The sequence below is a fragment of the Exiguobacterium sp. s141 genome (assembly GCF_018618085.1).
Classification (GTDB): domain Bacteria; phylum Bacillota; class Bacilli; order Exiguobacteriales; family Exiguobacteriaceae; genus Exiguobacterium; species Exiguobacterium mexicanum_A.
This window is the reverse complement of the sequence record NZ_JACSLJ010000005.1, coordinates 119,489-135,463: the sequence shown is the minus strand read 5'-3', so window position 1 is coordinate 135,463 and position 15,975 is coordinate 119,489. Positions and strand designations below refer to the sequence as shown.

Genomic DNA, 15,975 nt, shown 5'->3' with positions numbered 1-15,975 from the left:
CAAACTATGGAGAGAAGGTAGATGGATGTCACGGATGTTGATCGCAGACGACCAAGACGGGATTCGGTTGATGTTGGCGCAGGTGTTCCAAAACCTCGGCATTGAGGTCGACACGGCAAATGACGGACTGAGTGCCTGGGAAAAGCTTGAACAGAACGGATATGATTTAGTATTGCTCGATATGAACATGCCGCGCATGTTCGGCCATGAGGTGCTTCGAAACATGCGTCAACGAGACATCGATACCCCGGTCATGATCATGACCGCGTTCGGCGAGAAATCGACACTCGAAGAAGTACAGCGCCTGGGCATCACCGCGCAATTCGAAAAGCCGTTCGATATTTATGGCATGATTGAAAAAGTGAAAGAAGTCCTAAAAATCTAGTGATTCGTCACGAAGATGACATATGTAAACGCTTGCGCAGAGCCATTTCTATGCCCGAATAGCATAGGCACACGTTTCGACGTGTGTTATAATGGGAACGAATTGCACGGGAGCACTTTTCCCATAGTGCACAATAGCGAACAGACAGGAGGATGTCATTATGCCATTAGTATCAATGACAGAAATGCTTAACAAAGCATTCGAAGGCAAGTATGCAGTCGGCCAATTCAACATCAACAACCTCGAGTGGACGCAAGCGATTCTTCGCGCTGCGGAAGACGAGAAATCACCAGTTATCCTCGGTGTATCAGAAGGTGCAGCGAAGTACATGGGTGGCTTCACAACAGTTGTTAAAATGACTGAAGGTCTCATGCACGACTACAACATCACTGTTCCAGTTGCAATCCACCTCGACCACGGTTCATCTTTCGACAAGTGTAAAGCAGCGATCGACGCTGGTTTCACGTCTGTTATGATCGACGGTTCACACCACCCGATCGAAGAGAACATCGAAATGACGAAACAAGTCGTTGAATATGCACACGCTAAAGGCGCTTCAGTTGAAGCGGAAGTCGGCACAGTCGGCGGCGAAGAAGACGGCGTTGTCGGCGGCGTACAATACGCTGACCTCGACGAGTGTGTACGTCTCGTTAAAGAAGCGAAAGTTGACGCTCTTGCGGCAGCACTCGGTTCTGTACACGGAGAATACCAAGGCGAGCCAAAACTCGGCTTCAAAGAGATGGAAGAAATCGCAGAAGCGACTAAAACTCCACTCGTTCTTCACGGCGGTTCAGGTATTCCTGAGCACCAAATCAAAAAAGCAATCGAGCTCGGTCACAGCAAAATCAACGTTAACACAGAGTGCCAACAAGAATGGACTCGTGCCGTACGTGAGAAGCTCAACACGGACTCGAAAGTATATGACCCACGTAAAGTCATCGGCCCTGGTGTCGAAGCGATCTACAACGTCGTTACTGGCAAAATGCGTGAGTTCGGTTCAAGCAACCAAGCATAATCCTGTCACATCAGTCGGTTCTCCCTGTGAGAACCGGCTTTTTTTGTTGAAACATACAGGAGTAGGGGAACGTATACATATGAAAAGGGGGAGTTTTATGGTTTATCAAGAACGTCAAACGGAATTGTTTTGGCGCGTATTTTATGTGTATGGAGCGATTGTATTGATTGGCCTTTCTTTAGCGTTGGCGGTGGCTCCGCTCGCCTTGATTTATTATTATCCGGTCGCCTGGCTCATCCCGTTGTTGGTGTTTGTGGCTATCGGTGGGTTTGGGGTGTACTGGTTCACGAATACGTTTCGTCGCTTATTTTGGAAGGAACGACATCATTCTCGATACGAAGTGACCGCGACACACATTGAAGGCGTGACATATCGGCACGAGCCAGGCGATTCGGTCGAGCAAGTCTTTCCGCTAGCTACCATCCAACAAGTCGTCTTCTTCCCGGCCATCGTCCGGAAGACGCAGCCGTCGCCGACGGTGCGAATCGGGCGACCGACAGTGGAGTATACGCCGATGCTCGCCATCATGACCGAAACGGATTCGATGGAAATCTTGTTCGATCAACGCGATCTTGCCGCGTTCGAACAGTGGATTCAGTATTTTGATGAACGTGATGTCCCGCTCTTCTACACGCCGAAACGGCTCTACTGGATAGGTGCGAACATCTCGACACGGCGCGAGCGGTTCGAACGATTGTCTCGGTCGGAAGAAATCATCCCTTTCACATACACGGGCGACCTCGTGGCAGATGAACAGACGGCAGCCACGGATTGGGTCGAGACACACGGCTCAGAGCGCTTGAACGAAGGGCCGCACGAGGCGTACTACGTGAAGCAGCGCAAGATCATGAAGTGGACGTTCTTCGGGACGATTGCTGGGATTGCACTCCTCGTCGGCTCGATGCTCGCTATTGCCGCCTTCACGTAAAGGGTGTAGCAATTCCATGACAATTTCCTCATAATAAGAAGTGTAAGCGATCACAACACCATTCGAGGAGGAATTGTACATGCGTTTTTTCATTGACACGGCAAACGTGGAAGACATCAAGAAAGCTCATCAGATGGGCGTCATCGGGGGCGTGACGACGAATCCATCGCTCGTCGCCAAAGAAGGCGTCGATTTCCATACACGGCTACGCGAAATCTGTGAGATCGTCGGGGATCTCTCAGTCAGCGCGGAAGTTATTGCGCTTGACGCAGCGGGTATGGTGGAAGAAGGAAAGGAACTTGCGGCCATCGCGCCGAATATTACTGTCAAGGTACCGATGACGCCAGCAGGGATGGAAGCGGTCAATACGTTTTCACAGCTCGGCATCAAGACGAACGTGACGCTCATCTTTAACGCCAACCAAGCGCTACTCGCGGCTCGGGCCGGCGCGTCATACGTCTCGCCATTCATCGGTCGCCTCGACGATATCGGTCAAGATGGCCTCGACCTTGTCGAGACGATTGCCAATATCTTTGCCATTCATGGGATCGAGACGGAAATCATCGCGGCTTCCGTTCGCCATCCGGTTCACGTGACGAAGGCGGCCCTCCTTGGAGCCGACATCGCCACGGTACCATATAAAGTCATCGAACAGATGATGAAACATCCGCTCACTGACAAAGGGATCGAGCAATTCTTAGCGGATTGGAACAACGCTCAATCCAAATAAGTTTGTCGCAGAAAGGTTTGATCATCGTGGAAATTCTCCATATCGTAGGACAGCAAAAGCTTGAAGGAACAGTTGACATTAGCGGTGCCAAACAGAGCGCTTTGCCTTGTCTCGTCGCAGCACTGTTGACGGAAGAACCGGTGACGATTGAAAACGTCCCCGTGATCGAGGACGTCGAAGTGATGCTCAGTCTATTACAAGAACTCGGGGTCGCGATTGAACGGGACGGGGAGCGGATGACGCTTCATGCGAAAGACGCTGTCGCCATGCCGCTACTCGGCTCAGAAACGCGTAAAGTCCGAGCCGCTGTCTATTTGCTCGGGGTGTTTGCGGCTCGTTTTGGGAAAGGGGCCGTCGGGCTTCCCGGTGGATATGCGATTGGTCCACGACCGATCGATTTACATTTGAAAGCACTCGAACGTCTCGGGATTAAAGTCGAGAACGAATCGGGACTCTATCATGTGAACGCTGAAAAGTTAGAAGGGAATCGGATTTATCTCGACCTTCGTTCGTTCGGGGCGACGGTGAGCGCCATGCTCGCGGCCGTGCTCGCAGACGGGACGACCGTCATCGAAAACGCGGCCATCGATCCGGAAATTGTCGACGTCGCGACGATGCTCACTTCGATGGGGGCACATGTCATCGGGGCAGGGACCGACGAGATTCGCATTAAAGGGGTCGACAAATTACACGGCTGCACGCACACGCTCATTCCTGACCGCTTAGAGGCCGGGACATTTATGATTTATGGCGCGGTCGCGGGCGAAGTGACGGTACGAAACGTCATCCCGACCCACTTAGAAGGCGTCATCCAAAAGTTGATGGATTACGGGGCTGAAGTCGAAGTGGACGAAGAATCGATCACGGTGCGGGCGAACGCCTTCCGTCCGATCGATATTCGCGTCTTCCACTATTCGGGATATCCGACCGACCTGCAACCGATCATGTCGGCCGCGCTCCTAAAGGCGAACGGAACGAGTGTCGTCACGGATAAACTGTACGCCCAACGCTTCCGCCATATCGCGGAAATGCGACGGATGAACGCACAGATCACGCTCGAGGACGCTTCGGCCGTCATCCGTGGTGGGTCGACGCTCGCCAATGCGGAGATGGAATGTGCGGACGCGAGGAGCGGGGCAGCACTCGTCTTGGCAGGACTTCAGGCGAGTGGCGAATCCACGGTGATCCATGCGGAAAAATTGAACGATTCTTATGTCGATTTCGTCGGCAAACTAAAACAACTCGGCGCCCTCGCCTGGGTCGATGAGGTGTCCGAGTAACAAAGGGGAGAATTCGGGTGGAACGTAGTTTATCAATGGAATTGGTCCGAGTCACAGAAGCGGCAGCGCTATCTTCGGCTCGCTGGATGGGTAAAGGCTTGAAAGAAGAAGCGGACGACGCGGCGACGACCGCGATGCGTGAAGTGTTCGATACGATCCCGATGAAAGGGGTCGTCGTCATCGGTGAAGGTGAGATGGATGAGGCGCCGATGCTCTATATCGGTGAAAAAGTCGGGAACGGCTACGGCTCACGCCTCGACGTCGCCGTCGACCCGCTCGAAGGGACGAGCATCGTCGCGACGGGGACGTGGGGAGCGCTCGCCGTCCTCGCTGTCGCCGATGCCGGTGATTTGCTGCACGCGCCGGACATGTATATGGACAAGATTGCTGTAGGTCCGGAAGCGGCCGGATTGATTAGTCTCGATAATTCGATTGAAGAAAATATCGCCATCGTCGCCAAGGCGAAGAACAAGAACGTCGAAGACGTCGTCGTCACGATTTTACATCGTGACCGTCACGAAGAGATGATTCAACGCGTCCGGGCGACGGGTGCTCGCATCAAGTTGATTCCAGACGGTGACGTGGCCGCGGCCATCAACACGGCGTTCCCGAAAACGGGGGTCGATTTGTTGCTCGGTTCGGGTGGTGCGCCGGAAGGCGTCATCGCGGCCGTCGCGATGAAGTGTCTCGGCGGTGACTTCCAAGGCCGTCTGCTTCCTGAAGACGAAGCCCAAGAGAAGCGTTGCCAAGACATGGGCATCGCCGACACGGGCCGGATTTTGCTTCTAGACGACCTCGTCAAAGGTGAAGACTGCATCTTCGCGGCGACGGGCGTGACGGACGGGGAGTTGCTCCGCGGCGTTCAGTTCACCGGACAGGGCGGTCAGACACATTCGGTCGTCATGCGTGCCAAGTCGGGGACGGTCCGCTTCGTTGAAGGCATCCACTCCTTGAAGAAAAAACCGAAAATGGTCATGAAACCTTAATTCTCTCGAGTCGCGGACGTGATGTCCGCGGCTTTTTTGATGTGTTCCTACATATTTACAATGCACGCAGAACGGGAAAGGAAGGGCAGGAGGTGTGTGAGGATGATTGAAGTGGAGTCACTCGTCAAGACGTTCGGAGATGTCCCTGCCGTCGATGGCATCTCGTTCTCGGTCCAGGAAGGGGAAATCTTCGCATTTTTAGGGCCGAACGGGGCCGGGAAGTCGACGACCGTGCAAATGTTGACGACGCTCGTCCGGCCGACCGAAGGGAAGGCGCGGGTGAACGGATTCGATGTCGTCAAACAAGAGAAAGACGTCCGGTTGTCCATCGGTGTCGCCCTGCAAGAGACCGGGATCGATAAAGTATTGACCGGGCGGGAACTGCTCGTCTTGCAAGGGCGGTTGTTCAAGATGACCAAACAAGAGGCGGAGATGCGCGCCGAGGAACTGCTTCGTGTCGTCTCGCTCACCGAAGCGGCCGACCGGAGAAGCGGCACATATTCGGGCGGGATGCGGCGCCGTCTCGATTTGGCGCTCACGCTCGTCCATCGCCCGACCGTCTTGTTTTTAGATGAACCGACGACGGGTCTTGACCCCGCGAGCCGCATCGAGATTTGGAACGAGGTGCGACGGCTCAACGAGGAGTTCGGCACAACGATTTTTTTGACGACCCAGTACTTAGAAGAGGCGGACGAATTGGCCGACCGGATCGCCATCATCCATCATGGGAAAATCGTCAGTGAAGGGACAGCGGAAGCGTTGAAACGACTCGTCGGCGGCGAGACGATTGCGATGACGTTTCACAGCAATCAAGAGGCGGCCGCAGCCGCTGCGCTGTTCGGTCATGCGGCGACCGGGCAACACGTGGCGTTCGAGCTCGTCGATCATACGCTGATGGAAGTCGTGCGCCAACTCGATGAGCGTTCGCTTCAACCGGAACGTTTGACCGTGAAACAGCCGTCACTCGACGACGTCTTTTTGAAAGTGACCGGGGAATCATACGAAGGTGGTGTGCCCGATGTGGACTGAGACATGGCTCTTCACGAAACGGAGTCTCGTCACGACGATTCGAAATCCGTTCTCGTTCATCCCGAACTTGATCATCTCTGTCTTCTTCTTACTGGTTTACACGAGCGGACTGTCGAGTGTCGCTTCGCTTCCTCAGTTTGATGGGAGCGCCTATTTGAACTTCATCTTGCCCGTCTCCATCGTCTCAGGGGCGGTCGGTGGGGCCGGTGGGACGGGACAAGCGCTCGTCCGTGATATCGAGAGCGGGTACTTCGCCCGGTTGCTCCTCACGCCAGCGACGCGGACGGCGATTGTGCTCGGACCGATGATTGCCGGCATGTTGCAACTGCTCGTTCAGACACTCCTCATTTTCGGCGTCGCGTTCTTGCTCGGCTTGTCGATTCCGGTCGGTCTGCCTGGCTTCTTGTTCACGGTGTTGCTCGCCATCGGGTTCGGTCTTGGCTTTGCCGGGTATTCGGTCGGTGTCGCGCTGAAAACACGGAACGCTCAGGCCGCGCAGGCGGGGACGTTACTCTTCTTCCCGCTTATCTTCTTGTCGACGACGTTCGTCCCGAAAGAGTTGATTGAGGCCGAGTGGCTGAAAGTAGCGGCGACGTTCAATCCGACGACGTATATTTTTGAAGGGATGCGTGCCGTCTTGACGCAACCGACAATCGATTGGAGCGCGTTATCGGCTGGACTCGCCGTCGCCGGAGCGATGAGCGTCATCATGGTCGTGTTCGCGGCGACGAATGCGCGCGGCGCCTTAAAACAAAAATGACGAGCAGGATTTAACCCCGCTCGTCCTGGTCGATCATAAACGTGACAATCAAAAAGAGAATGAAACTGATCAATGAGACTGTGCCCCCGACGATGAAGTAGACAAGGGTGACGGTCTCATTCCATTGGAACGGGTTCATCGTATAGAGCCACATCCCGCTCGTCAATCCAATCGATCCGAGCACGGCCGTCCATCCGTGAATCGTCACGAGCAGTTGGTTTCGGACCGAATAGACACGATAGAACACACCCCAAGCGAAGGCCGATAACCAACCGGCGAGCAAGATATGGGCGTGAATCGGGCGGAAGGCGTAACTGCCGGCCCCCGACATATGCGAACCGAGCGCCGTCCCGATGACGCCGAACAGAGCGGCGAGGCGAATCAAACGAAGACTCCAAATCTTTTCCATGGCGTAGAACAACTCCTTCAAGGTGATGGCTCCATCGTAGCGAATCAAGATGAACGGAAGATGAACAGGGATTGAATCGATGCGCTTCGTGGAACAGCAGTAGAGAAGGAGGGAGACGATGGACCAACTGCGAACGATGCTACAAATCATACTGACCGGGGTGGGGGCCTATTTGGCGATCATCCTCATCTTGCGAGTCTCCGGAAAGCGGACACTCGCCAAAATGAACGCCTTCGATTTTATCGTCACCGTGGCGCTCGGATCAATTTTGGCGACGACACTCACGAGTCGCTAGACGCCGCTGCTGAACGGACTGACCGCGTTTGCGACGCTCGTGTTCATGCAATACGTCATGGCCAAATTGGCGACCCGCTCGAAACGTGTGAATCAACTGATCAAGTCGACGCCGGCACTGCTTTACTATGACGGGACATATTTAGAGGAAACGATGCGCCGGGAACGGGTGCTCGAGATTGAAGTGTTGCAGGCGATTCGATCGAGCGGGACGGATTTCGATCAAGTCGAGGCTGTCGTCTTGGAGACGGATGGGACGTTCTCGGTGTTGACGAGCACGGATACGGTGTTACGAAACGTCCAGACGAAAAAAACGACTCGGTTCCGATGAACCGAGTCGTTTGATCGTTTAAATTAAAGGTACGTGCCTGCACCGACATAACGTGGTGCCCAGTAACCTGATGTGAAGCTCGCGTATTTAACGCCGCCTGTTTCAGAGCTGATCATTTGTGTTTTGCTGAGTGCCATTCCAACGTGTTGGATCGTGCGGCCGTTGTGTGAGAAGAACACGAGGTCGCCGGCTTGAATCGCTGACTTCGAAACTTTTTTCGATTTTGCGTATTGCGAACGTGAATCACGTGGAATCGATTTGTTGATGGCTTTTTTGTAGACATGACCTGTGTAGCCTGAGCAGTCAAATCCTGAAGTTGTCGTTCCGCCGTAACGGTAAGGTGTACCAAGGTACTTCTTCGACTCGGCTACGAGTTTCGTACGAGCGCTTGATGTAGAAGACGTTGTTACTTTCTTCGCAGTCGCTGTTTTCGTGTTTGGCTTCAAGTACGTATATGTCGATGAAGCTGAGATATAACGGTGAGACCCTTTGTAGTTGATTTTGTAGAACGAACCAACTTTACCGAGGTATGTATAGCGTTGGCCTTTGTTCATCGTTGTCGTGACTTTCGATTTGAGCGACGGTGCTGTGCGGATGTTCAAGCCGTTAACTTTCGAGTAAGCGAATGTTCCAGTAGCGGCTTCTGCTTGTTCACCTGTTGTGAAAGCAAGACCCGAGAAAGCGAGAGTGGCAGCGACAATGATAGATGCGAAACGCTTTAACATAATATATTTCCCTCCGTTTTTTAAAATAAAACCCTAAGTGGCTGTATATGATCGATGTGTGTAAACAATAGTCGAGCACAAGTTGCGGATATTACCCGGTTTCCTGTGCAAATAAACTATATCATGCGCAAGACCGATGGCATTTTTCAATCGCGAGACAAAAACGGTTTTCTTGTAACATATTTGAAACAATATGCGAGAATAGAGACTTGTTTGTTACATAGAAAGGGAAAAGACTGTTATGTTTTCAACAATAGGGGAATAGACTGTCATGAAGCCGTTTTTCAAACAGTGACGGCTCGACAGAATTGTGATTAGATGAATGAGGATTGAACGTTTATTTTTGAAATATAGAATCATGAAAGACAGGTGACTTGAATGAGTCAAACGACAGAACCGGCTAAAAATTACACGCTTCGGGAACTCGAGACGAAGACGTTGAAAGAATTATATGAAATCGCGAAAGAAGTGAACGTGCCCCAATATCGAGAGGCACGCAAGCGCGAGCTCATGTTTCGGATTTTAAAATCACAGGCTGAATCGAAAGATCTTTATTTCCTCGAAGGCATCCTTGAGATCATCCCGCCAAACCCGCAGTCCCAAAACGACGGGGGCTTCGGTTTCCTCCGACCGATCAACTACTCTCAATCGTCTGAAGACATCTACATCGCCGCCTCGCAAATCCGGCGCTTTAATCTTCGCAACGGGGACCTCGTGACGGGGAAAGTCCGGAAACCGAAAGAGAATGAACGGTTCCAAGGGCTGCTCAGTGTCGAAGCGGTCAACGGTGAGACGACCGACTCGACTCGGAATCGGGATTACTTCCCGGCGCTCACGCCGATTTACCCGGAACAGCAGATGGTGCTCGAGACAGAGCCGAATCACTTGTCGGTCCGCGTCATGGACATGATCGCGCCTGTCGGATTTGGACAGCGTGGGTTGATTGTCGCCCCGCCGAAAGCCGGGAAGACATCGCTTTTAAAAGAGATCGCCAACTCGATCACGACGAACCATCCGAACGTCGAGTTGATCATTCTCTTGATTGACGAGCGGCCAGAAGAAGTGACGGACATCCAGCGCTCGGTGCCGGGCGCAGACGTCGCCTACTCGACGTTTGATGAGACACCGGAGAACCACGCCCGGATTTCAGAGCTCGTCTTAGAACGGGCGATGCGTCTCGTGGAACACAAGAAGGATGTCGTCATTCTGCTCGACTCGATCACGCGTCTGACACGAGCGTATAACTTGTCTGTCCCACCGAGCGGGCGGACGCTCTCCGGCGGAATCGACCCGGCCGCGTTCCATAAACCGAAGAAGTTCTTCGGGGCGGCCCGTAACATCGAGGACGGCGGCAGTTTGACGATCCTCGGTACGGCGCTCGTTGACACAGGGTCACGCATGGACGACGTCATCTATGAAGAGTTCAAAGGGACGGGCAACATGGAGCTCCATCTCGACCGGAAGCTCGCGGAACGCCGAATCTTCCCGGCCATCGACATCCGTCGTTCGGGAACGCGCAAGGAAGAATTGCTGCTCGGCAAAGGCGAGCTCGACTCGCTTTGGACGATTCGACGGACGATGAACGAGTCGCCAGATTTCGTCGATCAGTTCTTGCGGCGGGTCCGCGAAACGAAAACGAACCTCGACTTTTTTGCGGCGCTTGAGGCCGATAAGAAAAAGAGTCGACGCCCGGTGAAAAAAACGAAAACAGACTTGTAAATCCGTGAGCCGGGTGCTATTATATTCTAGTGAACTTTCTCTAGGTTGAAAGAATACTTAGGGCCGAAGGAGTTGAAAAGCAATGAAACAAGGAATCCACCCAGAATACCGTAAAGTCGTATTCATGGACTCGACGACTGAGTTCAAATTCATCTCTGGTTCGACTCGTTACTCTAACGAGACAATCACGATGGAAGATGGTAACGAATACCCACTCATCCGTGTCGATGTATCTTCTGATTCGCACCCGTTCTACACAGGTCGCCAGAAATTCGCATCTGCAGACGGTCGTATCGAGCGCTTCAACAAGAAGTACCAACGTTAATCGTCAACTTGTATGCACACCGCCTAGGGATTGCCCTTGGCGGTTTTTTGTTGTCTTCTGATGGGTAAAGAGACGAAAGACTGACGTGAGGGGGCTTTTATGGAATTCATACTGATTAGTATCAGTTTATTGATTGGCGTCGGTATTCTGTCACAATGGTTGGCCTGGCGCTATCAAATCCCGGCCATCATCGTCATGACGGTCGCCGGTGTACTGGCCGGGCCGATGCTCGGATTGTTCGACCCGCGAGAACTGCTCGGTGAACTGTATAGCCCGATCATTTCTTTTGCCGTCGCTATCATCTTGTTTGAAGGGAGCCTCGGCCTCCATTTCAGTGAAATCAATCAATTTCGCCGTTCCATCGTCCGCATCGTGACGATCGGAGTGACGCTGTCGTTCGTCGGGGCCTCACTGTTGATTCAATACGTCGGAGGTCTCCATTGGGTCGTCGCTTGGACGATGGGCGCACTTTTCGTCGTCACCGGTCCGACGGTCGTCATCCCGTTATTGCGCCAAGCACATTTAAAGGATCGGGTCGGTGCCATTTTGAAATGGGAAGGGATCATCGTTGACCCGGTCGGCGCCCTCCTCGGTTTGTTCGTCATCCGCATCGGTTATATCGTCTATGAAGGAATGGACTTGTGGATGCAACTCTTGTTCGCGGGCGCTTGTCTCGTCGGCATCGGTCTCGGTTATTTGTTCGGGCACGTGTTGATGGGCTGGTTTGTCGGTGAGAAAATCCCTCGCTATCTCCGGGCCTCGGTCACGTTGACGGCCGTCTTGATCTTGTTCTCATTGAGTGAATTCATGATGCACGAAGTCGGTCTGCTCGCCGTGACGGCGATGGGGATGACGATGGCGAACACGAAACATCGGGATGAGGAAATTATCGAGGAGTTGCAATCATTTAAAGAGGATATCTCGATCTTGCTCATCTCGTCGGTGTTCATCCTGTTGACGGCGTCGCTATCACGCGATGAACTGCTCAACATCTTCCAATGGCCGCTTCTTTTGACGATTGCCGGCATTTTGTTTCTCGTTCGTCCGCTCGCGATTTATGGATCGACGATCGGCGTCGGTCTTCCGCTCAGCGAACGTGGTTTCATCGGATGGATTGCCCCGCGTGGCATCGTCGCCATGACAGTCGCCGGTTTCTTCGCAGAAGAAGTGGCGCATCTCGGGATTGACGACGCGTCGCAAATGCTACCGCTCACGATCGGACTGGTCTTTATTTCTGTGACACTACACGGGCTGACGATTCGACCGCTCGCTCGAAAATTGCATTTGATCGATAATAAAAAAGAAGAAGCGGCAGACGAATGAAGCGAAATCGGGACGGGAGCATGCCGTTCCGATTTTTGTCAGAAGTCAACCCTTTTCCTGTGACCGAAAGATGGTTATAATCGGAAAGCGATTAACGAAGGAGAGGGCGAAGTAGAATGATGCATGTGACGAACCGTTACGGTTGGATAGAAGTGATTTGTGGGAGTATGTTTTCTGGGAAATCGGAGGAACTGATCCGCCGTGTCCGTCGGGCGCATTACGGGAAAATCCCTGTCCAAGTGTTCAAACCGGCGATTGACGACCGTTACCATGAGGAAAACGTCGTTTCCCACAGCGGCAATTCGGTCGTGGCCGTACCGATTCAATCGAGTCAAGATTTGTACGATGCGGTGCGCGAAGAGACACAAGTCATCGCCATCGATGAGGTTCAGTTCTTCGACGAAGGGATCGTCGATGTGATTGAACAATTGGCGTCAGAAGACAAACGTGTCATCTGCGCTGGACTCGACATGGACTTCCGAGGCGAGCCGTTCACGATGATGCCGGAACTGTTGTCACGTGCCGAATTCGTCACGAAACTGCAGGCGATCTGTCTGTCATGCGGGGCGCCGGCTTCCCGGACGCAACGATTGATTGACGGGGAACCGGCCCGTTTCGAGGATCCGGTCATCTTGGTCGGTGCCTCGGAGTCGTATGAGCCGCGTTGCCGCCATTGTCATGACGTCCCGAATAAACCACGCCCAGTCCGCCATACAATGGCCGACTGACGTCCACGAACCGCCCTCGGCGGTTCGTTTTTTGCTATAATGAAGACAGTTCGATTTGACGGAGAAAGGACGGATCATCATGTTTGACCGTTTGAGCGTATTAGAAGAACGCTATATGCAATTAAATGAGATGCTCGCTGACCCTGAAGTGCTCAGCGATGCGAATAAATTACGACAATATTCAAAAGAACAGTCTCAACTCGAGGAGACGGTACAGGCATATCGCCACTATAAAGAAACGAGCACGGCGTATAAAGAAGCGAAACTCATGCTTGAAGACCGCACACTCGATGCCGACATGCGGGAGCTCGCCAAAGAAGAGATGGCGCTCCTCGAGCCGGAAGTGAAGGCGCTCGAAGCGAAACTTCGCGTCTTGCTGTTGCCGAAAGACCCGAACGACGACAAGAACGTCATCGTCGAGATTCGCGGAGCGGCCGGTGGGGACGAAGCGGCACTGTTCGCAGTCGACCTGTACAAGATGTACACGCGTTTCGCCGAGCGGCAGAACTGGAAGACCGAATTGATCGACGCCAACTATACAGAACTCGGCGGCTTCAAAGAAGTGACGTTCCTAATCAACGGGACCGGCGCCTACTCGAAATTGAAGTTCGAGAATGGGGCGCATCGGGTTCAACGCGTCCCATCGACCGAGTCGGGCGGACGCATCCATACATCGACGGCGACCGTCGCGGTGTTGCCGGAAGCCGAGGACGTCGAAGTGCATATCGATATGAAAGACGTCCGTGTCGACACGTTCACGTCGTCCGGACCAGGGGGGCAGTCGGTCAACACGACCCAATCGGCCGTACGGTTGACGCACATTCCCTCGGGGCTCGTCGTCTCATGTCAGGATGAGAAGTCGCAACATAAGAATAAAGATAAGGCACTCAAAGTGCTCCGGGCTCGGCTCTATGACAAGATGCAGAGCGAACACCTCGAAGAACTGTCAGCGCAGCGCAAGTCTGCAGTCGGGACAGGGGACCGCTCGGAGCGGATTCGGACGTATAACTTCCCACAGAGCCGCGTGACCGATCACCGCATCGGACTCACGCTTCAAAAGCTCGACCGCGTCCTCGCTGGTGAACTCGAGGATATCATCGACGCCCTCGTCATGGACGAACAGGCCCGTCTCATGGAGGACGTGGATTGATGCGAATCGCCGCGAGATTGAAGCAAGCGGAGCGGGAACTTCTTGACGCGGGGCGCGATGCCTCGACCGCGGAGTGGTGGCTCATGCACGTCCTTGACGTCGATCGGACGGGACTGCTCATCCGTTTATCCGACGAATTGACAGATGATGAAGAATCTGAATTCCGAACAGGATTCGAGCGCCTGCTCGCAGGCGAGCCGGTCCAGCATTTGATTGGGCACGCCCCGTTTTACGGGCGGATGTTCGAGGTCAATCGAGACGTCTTGATTCCGCGTCCGGAAACGGAAGAGTTGATCGAATGGGTCGTTGAGCATGTGACCGACGTGGCCGATGATGACATCGTCGATATCGGGACCGGCAGCGGGGCAATCGCCGTCACGCTCAGTCTCGAACTCGGTGTCCGCGTCCAGACGGTCGATATTTCCCGGGAAGCGATTGCTGTCGCCAAGCGGAACGCAACAGCGCTCGGGGCGGACGTGTCCTTCCATGAAGGTGATTGCCTCGCCCCGATTGCCGACGACTCGATTCGTGTGCTCGTCTCGAATCCGCCCTATATCGAGGCGGACGAACTGCTCGATGAGACGGTCTCAGGCTATGAGCCGCACCTCGCCTTGTTCGGAGGAGCGGACGGGCTCGATTTTTATCGGAAGATTATCGCCGACTCGATGCGCGTCTTGTGTGCCGATTGGCAATTGATTGCATTTGAAATCGGGTATAATCAAGGACAAGTTGTGAAATCGTACCTGTCCGAACGTTATCCTGAAGCAGAAACGGGTATTTTAAAAGATATAAACGGCAAAGACCGAATCGTCTACGCCGTGAGGGAAGGGATTGCGCATGGAAACGAAATGGATCAAGCCGACAGAAGTTGAGGAAGGGGTACGTCTCTTGCAGGCGGGCGAGGTGATCGCCATGCCGACGGAGACCGTCTACGGACTCGCCGGAGACGCGACGAACGACGTCGCCATCAAAAAGATTTTCGAGGCGAAAGGAAGACCGTCGGACAACCCGCTCATCGTCCACGTGGCCTCGGTCGAACAGGCCGAGCATTTCGCGCAAACCATCCCGCCGGTCGCCAGACGCTTGATGGAAGCGTTTTGGCCTGGTGCCTTGACCATCATCTTACCGTCGAACGGCCGAGCGTCTTCGTTCGTGACGGCTGGTCTTGATTCGATCGGACTCAGAATGCCGAATCATCCGGCCGCGCTGGAATTGATTCGTACGTCCGGTCTTGGACTGGCGGCACCGAGCGCGAACCGTTCTGGACGTCCATCACCGACGTCAGCCCGGCACGTGGCAGATGATTTGACTGGCCGGATCGCGGGTATTATGGATGGGGGACCGACAGGCATCGGTGTCGAATCGACCGTGATCGACTGCACGACGGAGCCGGCGATGATTTTACGTCCGGGCGGCGTGACGAAAGAAGCGATTGAGGCGGTCATCGGCCCGGTCATTCTCGATGCCAACTTGAGCGATGAAGCAGCTGCGCCACGATCACCAGGAATGAAGTACACCCATTACGCCCCGAGCGCCCCTCTTTATTTAGTCGAAGGAGGACGCGATGACCTCGTCCGTGTCATCACGACACGACAGGCGACGGGCAAGCGAGTTGGCGCACTCGTATTCGATGAAGCGACGACCCCGGCGGACGTCACTCTCTCCCTCGGTATTTCGATGGAGACAGCGGCCCAGCGTTTGTATGAGGCGTTGCGAAAGTTTGATGAGACGGATGTAGAAGAGATTTACGTGAATCGGATTGAACCGACGGGAGTCGCTCTTGCCGTATATAACCGCCTCTACAAGGCGGCAGGCGGTAAAGTCATCCGTCCATAGGAAGAGGCTTAAGGACATAGAG

19 protein-coding genes are annotated in these 15,975 nt (G+C 53.8%); 17 read left to right on the top strand and 2 right to left on the bottom strand.

Features of this window, described 5'->3' with window-relative positions:
• Nucleotides 1-25: 25 nt before the first annotated feature.
• The 8 genes from KNP74_RS11720 (at nucleotide 26) to KNP74_RS11685 (ending at nucleotide 7,113) form a co-directional block, all read left to right on the top strand.
• Nucleotides 26-385 (top strand): response regulator, encoded by a 360-nt coding sequence (locus KNP74_RS11720; RefSeq protein WP_034779266.1) that lies wholly within the window; start codon nucleotides 26-28, stop codon nucleotides 383-385.
• Between the two features lie 160 nt (nucleotides 386-545).
• On the top strand, nucleotides 546-1,400 hold the full coding sequence (gene fba / locus KNP74_RS11715) for a class II fructose-1,6-bisphosphate aldolase (RefSeq protein WP_214759561.1): 855 nt from the start codon (nucleotides 546-548) through the stop codon (nucleotides 1,398-1,400).
• A gap of 97 nt (nucleotides 1,401-1,497) precedes the next feature.
• Nucleotides 1,498-2,328, top strand: a complete 831-nt coding sequence (locus tag KNP74_RS11710; protein WP_214764366.1) for a hypothetical protein — start codon at nucleotides 1,498-1,500, stop codon at nucleotides 2,326-2,328.
• A gap of 79 nt (nucleotides 2,329-2,407) precedes the next feature.
• On the top strand, nucleotides 2,408-3,058 hold the full coding sequence (fsa, locus tag KNP74_RS11705; RefSeq protein WP_128123504.1) for a fructose-6-phosphate aldolase: 651 nt from the start codon (nucleotides 2,408-2,410) through the stop codon (nucleotides 3,056-3,058).
• 26 nt (nucleotides 3,059-3,084) lie between these two features.
• Nucleotides 3,085-4,338 carry a UDP-N-acetylglucosamine 1-carboxyvinyltransferase gene (murA, locus tag KNP74_RS11700; RefSeq protein ID WP_214764398.1) on the top strand — a complete coding sequence of 418 codons (1,254 nt, stop codon included), beginning with the start codon at nucleotides 3,085-3,087 and terminating at the stop codon, nucleotides 4,336-4,338.
• Nucleotides 4,339-4,355: 17 nt separating this feature from the next.
• A complete protein-coding gene (gene glpX, locus KNP74_RS11695; RefSeq protein ID WP_029594665.1) occupies nucleotides 4,356-5,324 on the top strand; it encodes a class II fructose-bisphosphatase in 969 nt (322 codons plus the stop codon).
• A gap of 102 nt (nucleotides 5,325-5,426) precedes the next feature.
• Nucleotides 5,427-6,353, top strand: a complete 927-nt coding sequence (locus KNP74_RS11690; protein WP_214764365.1) for an ATP-binding cassette domain-containing protein — start codon at nucleotides 5,427-5,429, stop codon at nucleotides 6,351-6,353.
• A complete protein-coding gene (locus KNP74_RS11685; protein WP_138858765.1) occupies nucleotides 6,343-7,113 on the top strand; it encodes an ABC transporter permease in 771 nt (256 codons plus the stop codon). Before KNP74_RS11690 ends, KNP74_RS11685 begins: the two co-directional genes overlap by 11 nt.
• A 10-nt stretch (nucleotides 7,114-7,123) precedes the next feature.
• On the opposite strand, the gene KNP74_RS11680 is transcribed toward KNP74_RS11685, so the two are convergent.
• Nucleotides 7,124-7,522 (bottom strand): hypothetical protein, encoded by a 399-nt coding sequence (locus KNP74_RS11680; protein ID WP_138858766.1) that lies wholly within the window; start codon nucleotides 7,520-7,522, stop codon nucleotides 7,124-7,126.
• A 136-nt stretch (nucleotides 7,523-7,658) separates the two neighbouring features.
• Between KNP74_RS11680 and KNP74_RS14970 the strand changes: the two genes are divergently transcribed.
• Both KNP74_RS14970 and KNP74_RS14965 read left to right on the top strand, forming a co-directional pair.
• The gene (locus KNP74_RS14970; RefSeq protein WP_251130173.1) at nucleotides 7,659-7,817 is read left to right on the top strand and encodes a DUF421 domain-containing protein; all 159 of its coding nucleotides are present in this window, start codon (nucleotides 7,659-7,661) and stop codon (nucleotides 7,815-7,817) included.
• A gap of 45 nt (nucleotides 7,818-7,862) precedes the next feature.
• A complete protein-coding gene (locus KNP74_RS14965) occupies nucleotides 7,863-8,147 on the top strand; it encodes a YetF domain-containing protein (protein ID WP_251130172.1) in 285 nt (94 codons plus the stop codon).
• Between the two features lie 23 nt (nucleotides 8,148-8,170).
• On the opposite strand, the gene KNP74_RS11670 is transcribed toward KNP74_RS14965, so the two are convergent.
• Nucleotides 8,171-8,872, bottom strand: a complete 702-nt coding sequence (locus tag KNP74_RS11670) for a C40 family peptidase (RefSeq protein WP_214764364.1) — start codon at nucleotides 8,870-8,872, stop codon at nucleotides 8,171-8,173.
• Nucleotides 8,873-9,250: 378 nt separating this feature from the next.
• On the opposite strand from KNP74_RS11670, the gene rho reads away from it, so the two are divergent.
• The 7 genes from rho to KNP74_RS11635 all read left to right on the top strand — a co-directional run bounded on the left by rho (nucleotide 9,251) and on the right by KNP74_RS11635 (nucleotide 15,953).
• Nucleotides 9,251-10,591 carry a transcription termination factor Rho gene (rho, locus tag KNP74_RS11665; RefSeq protein WP_021066108.1) on the top strand — a complete coding sequence of 447 codons (1,341 nt, stop codon included), beginning with the start codon at nucleotides 9,251-9,253 and terminating at the stop codon, nucleotides 10,589-10,591.
• An 82-nt stretch (nucleotides 10,592-10,673) separates the two neighbouring features.
• Nucleotides 10,674-10,916: a type B 50S ribosomal protein L31 gene (locus tag KNP74_RS11660; RefSeq protein WP_021066109.1), complete on the top strand. Its 243-nt coding sequence runs from the start codon at nucleotides 10,674-10,676 to the stop codon at nucleotides 10,914-10,916.
• Nucleotides 10,917-11,015: 99 nt separating this feature from the next.
• Nucleotides 11,016-12,239 carry a cation:proton antiporter gene (locus KNP74_RS11655; RefSeq protein ID WP_034779247.1) on the top strand — a complete coding sequence of 408 codons (1,224 nt, stop codon included), beginning with the start codon at nucleotides 11,016-11,018 and terminating at the stop codon, nucleotides 12,237-12,239.
• 116 nt (nucleotides 12,240-12,355) lie between these two features.
• On the top strand, nucleotides 12,356-12,967 hold the full coding sequence (locus tag KNP74_RS11650; RefSeq protein WP_138858769.1) for a thymidine kinase: 612 nt from the start codon (nucleotides 12,356-12,358) through the stop codon (nucleotides 12,965-12,967).
• 79 nt (nucleotides 12,968-13,046) lie between these two features.
• The gene (prfA, locus tag KNP74_RS11645) at nucleotides 13,047-14,117 is read left to right on the top strand and encodes a peptide chain release factor 1 (RefSeq protein WP_034780138.1); all 1,071 of its coding nucleotides are present in this window, start codon (nucleotides 13,047-13,049) and stop codon (nucleotides 14,115-14,117) included.
• Nucleotides 14,117-14,989 (top strand): peptide chain release factor N(5)-glutamine methyltransferase, encoded by an 873-nt coding sequence (prmC, locus tag KNP74_RS11640; RefSeq protein ID WP_138860258.1) that lies wholly within the window; start codon nucleotides 14,117-14,119, stop codon nucleotides 14,987-14,989. The genes prfA and prmC overlap by 1 nt, the downstream gene beginning before the upstream one ends.
• Nucleotides 14,955-15,953 (top strand): L-threonylcarbamoyladenylate synthase, encoded by a 999-nt coding sequence (locus KNP74_RS11635; protein ID WP_214764363.1) that lies wholly within the window; start codon nucleotides 14,955-14,957, stop codon nucleotides 15,951-15,953. Before prmC ends, KNP74_RS11635 begins: the two co-directional genes overlap by 35 nt.
• The last annotated feature ends 22 nt before the right edge of the window (nucleotides 15,954-15,975 follow it).

What these genes read in the sequence shown, in the direction of transcription:
- KNP74_RS11690 (WP_214764365.1), top strand. Translation starts at nt 5,427, where the DNA reads ATGATTGAAGTGGAGTCACTCGTCAAGACGTTCGGAGATGTCCCTGCC.
- KNP74_RS11670 (WP_214764364.1), bottom strand. Translation starts at nt 8,872, where the DNA reads ATGTTAAAGCGTTTCGCATCTATCATTGTCGCTGCCACTCTCGCTTTC.
- KNP74_RS11685 (WP_138858765.1), top strand. Translation starts at nt 6,343, where the DNA reads ATGTGGACTGAGACATGGCTCTTCACGAAACGGAGTCTCGTCACGACG.
- prfA (WP_034780138.1), top strand. Translation starts at nt 13,047, where the DNA reads ATGTTTGACCGTTTGAGCGTATTAGAAGAACGCTATATGCAATTAAAT.
- rho (WP_021066108.1), top strand. Translation starts at nt 9,251, where the DNA reads ATGAGTCAAACGACAGAACCGGCTAAAAATTACACGCTTCGGGAACTC.
- KNP74_RS14970 (WP_251130173.1), top strand. Translation starts at nt 7,659, where the DNA reads ATGCTACAAATCATACTGACCGGGGTGGGGGCCTATTTGGCGATCATC.
- KNP74_RS11720 (WP_034779266.1), top strand. Translation starts at nt 26, where the DNA reads ATGTCACGGATGTTGATCGCAGACGACCAAGACGGGATTCGGTTGATG.
- KNP74_RS14965 (WP_251130172.1), top strand. Translation starts at nt 7,863, where the DNA reads ATGCAATACGTCATGGCCAAATTGGCGACCCGCTCGAAACGTGTGAAT.
- prmC (WP_138860258.1), top strand. Translation starts at nt 14,117, where the DNA reads ATGCGAATCGCCGCGAGATTGAAGCAAGCGGAGCGGGAACTTCTTGAC.
- KNP74_RS11660 (WP_021066109.1), top strand. Translation starts at nt 10,674, where the DNA reads ATGAAACAAGGAATCCACCCAGAATACCGTAAAGTCGTATTCATGGAC.
- KNP74_RS11650 (WP_138858769.1), top strand. Translation starts at nt 12,356, where the DNA reads ATGATGCATGTGACGAACCGTTACGGTTGGATAGAAGTGATTTGTGGG.
- KNP74_RS11655 (WP_034779247.1), top strand. Translation starts at nt 11,016, where the DNA reads ATGGAATTCATACTGATTAGTATCAGTTTATTGATTGGCGTCGGTATT.
- KNP74_RS11710 (WP_214764366.1), top strand. Translation starts at nt 1,498, where the DNA reads ATGGTTTATCAAGAACGTCAAACGGAATTGTTTTGGCGCGTATTTTAT.
- fsa (WP_128123504.1), top strand. Translation starts at nt 2,408, where the DNA reads ATGCGTTTTTTCATTGACACGGCAAACGTGGAAGACATCAAGAAAGCT.
- KNP74_RS11635 (WP_214764363.1), top strand. Translation starts at nt 14,955, where the DNA reads ATGGAAACGAAATGGATCAAGCCGACAGAAGTTGAGGAAGGGGTACGT.
- fba (WP_214759561.1), top strand. Translation starts at nt 546, where the DNA reads ATGCCATTAGTATCAATGACAGAAATGCTTAACAAAGCATTCGAAGGC.
- KNP74_RS11680 (WP_138858766.1), bottom strand. Translation starts at nt 7,522, where the DNA reads ATGGAAAAGATTTGGAGTCTTCGTTTGATTCGCCTCGCCGCTCTGTTC.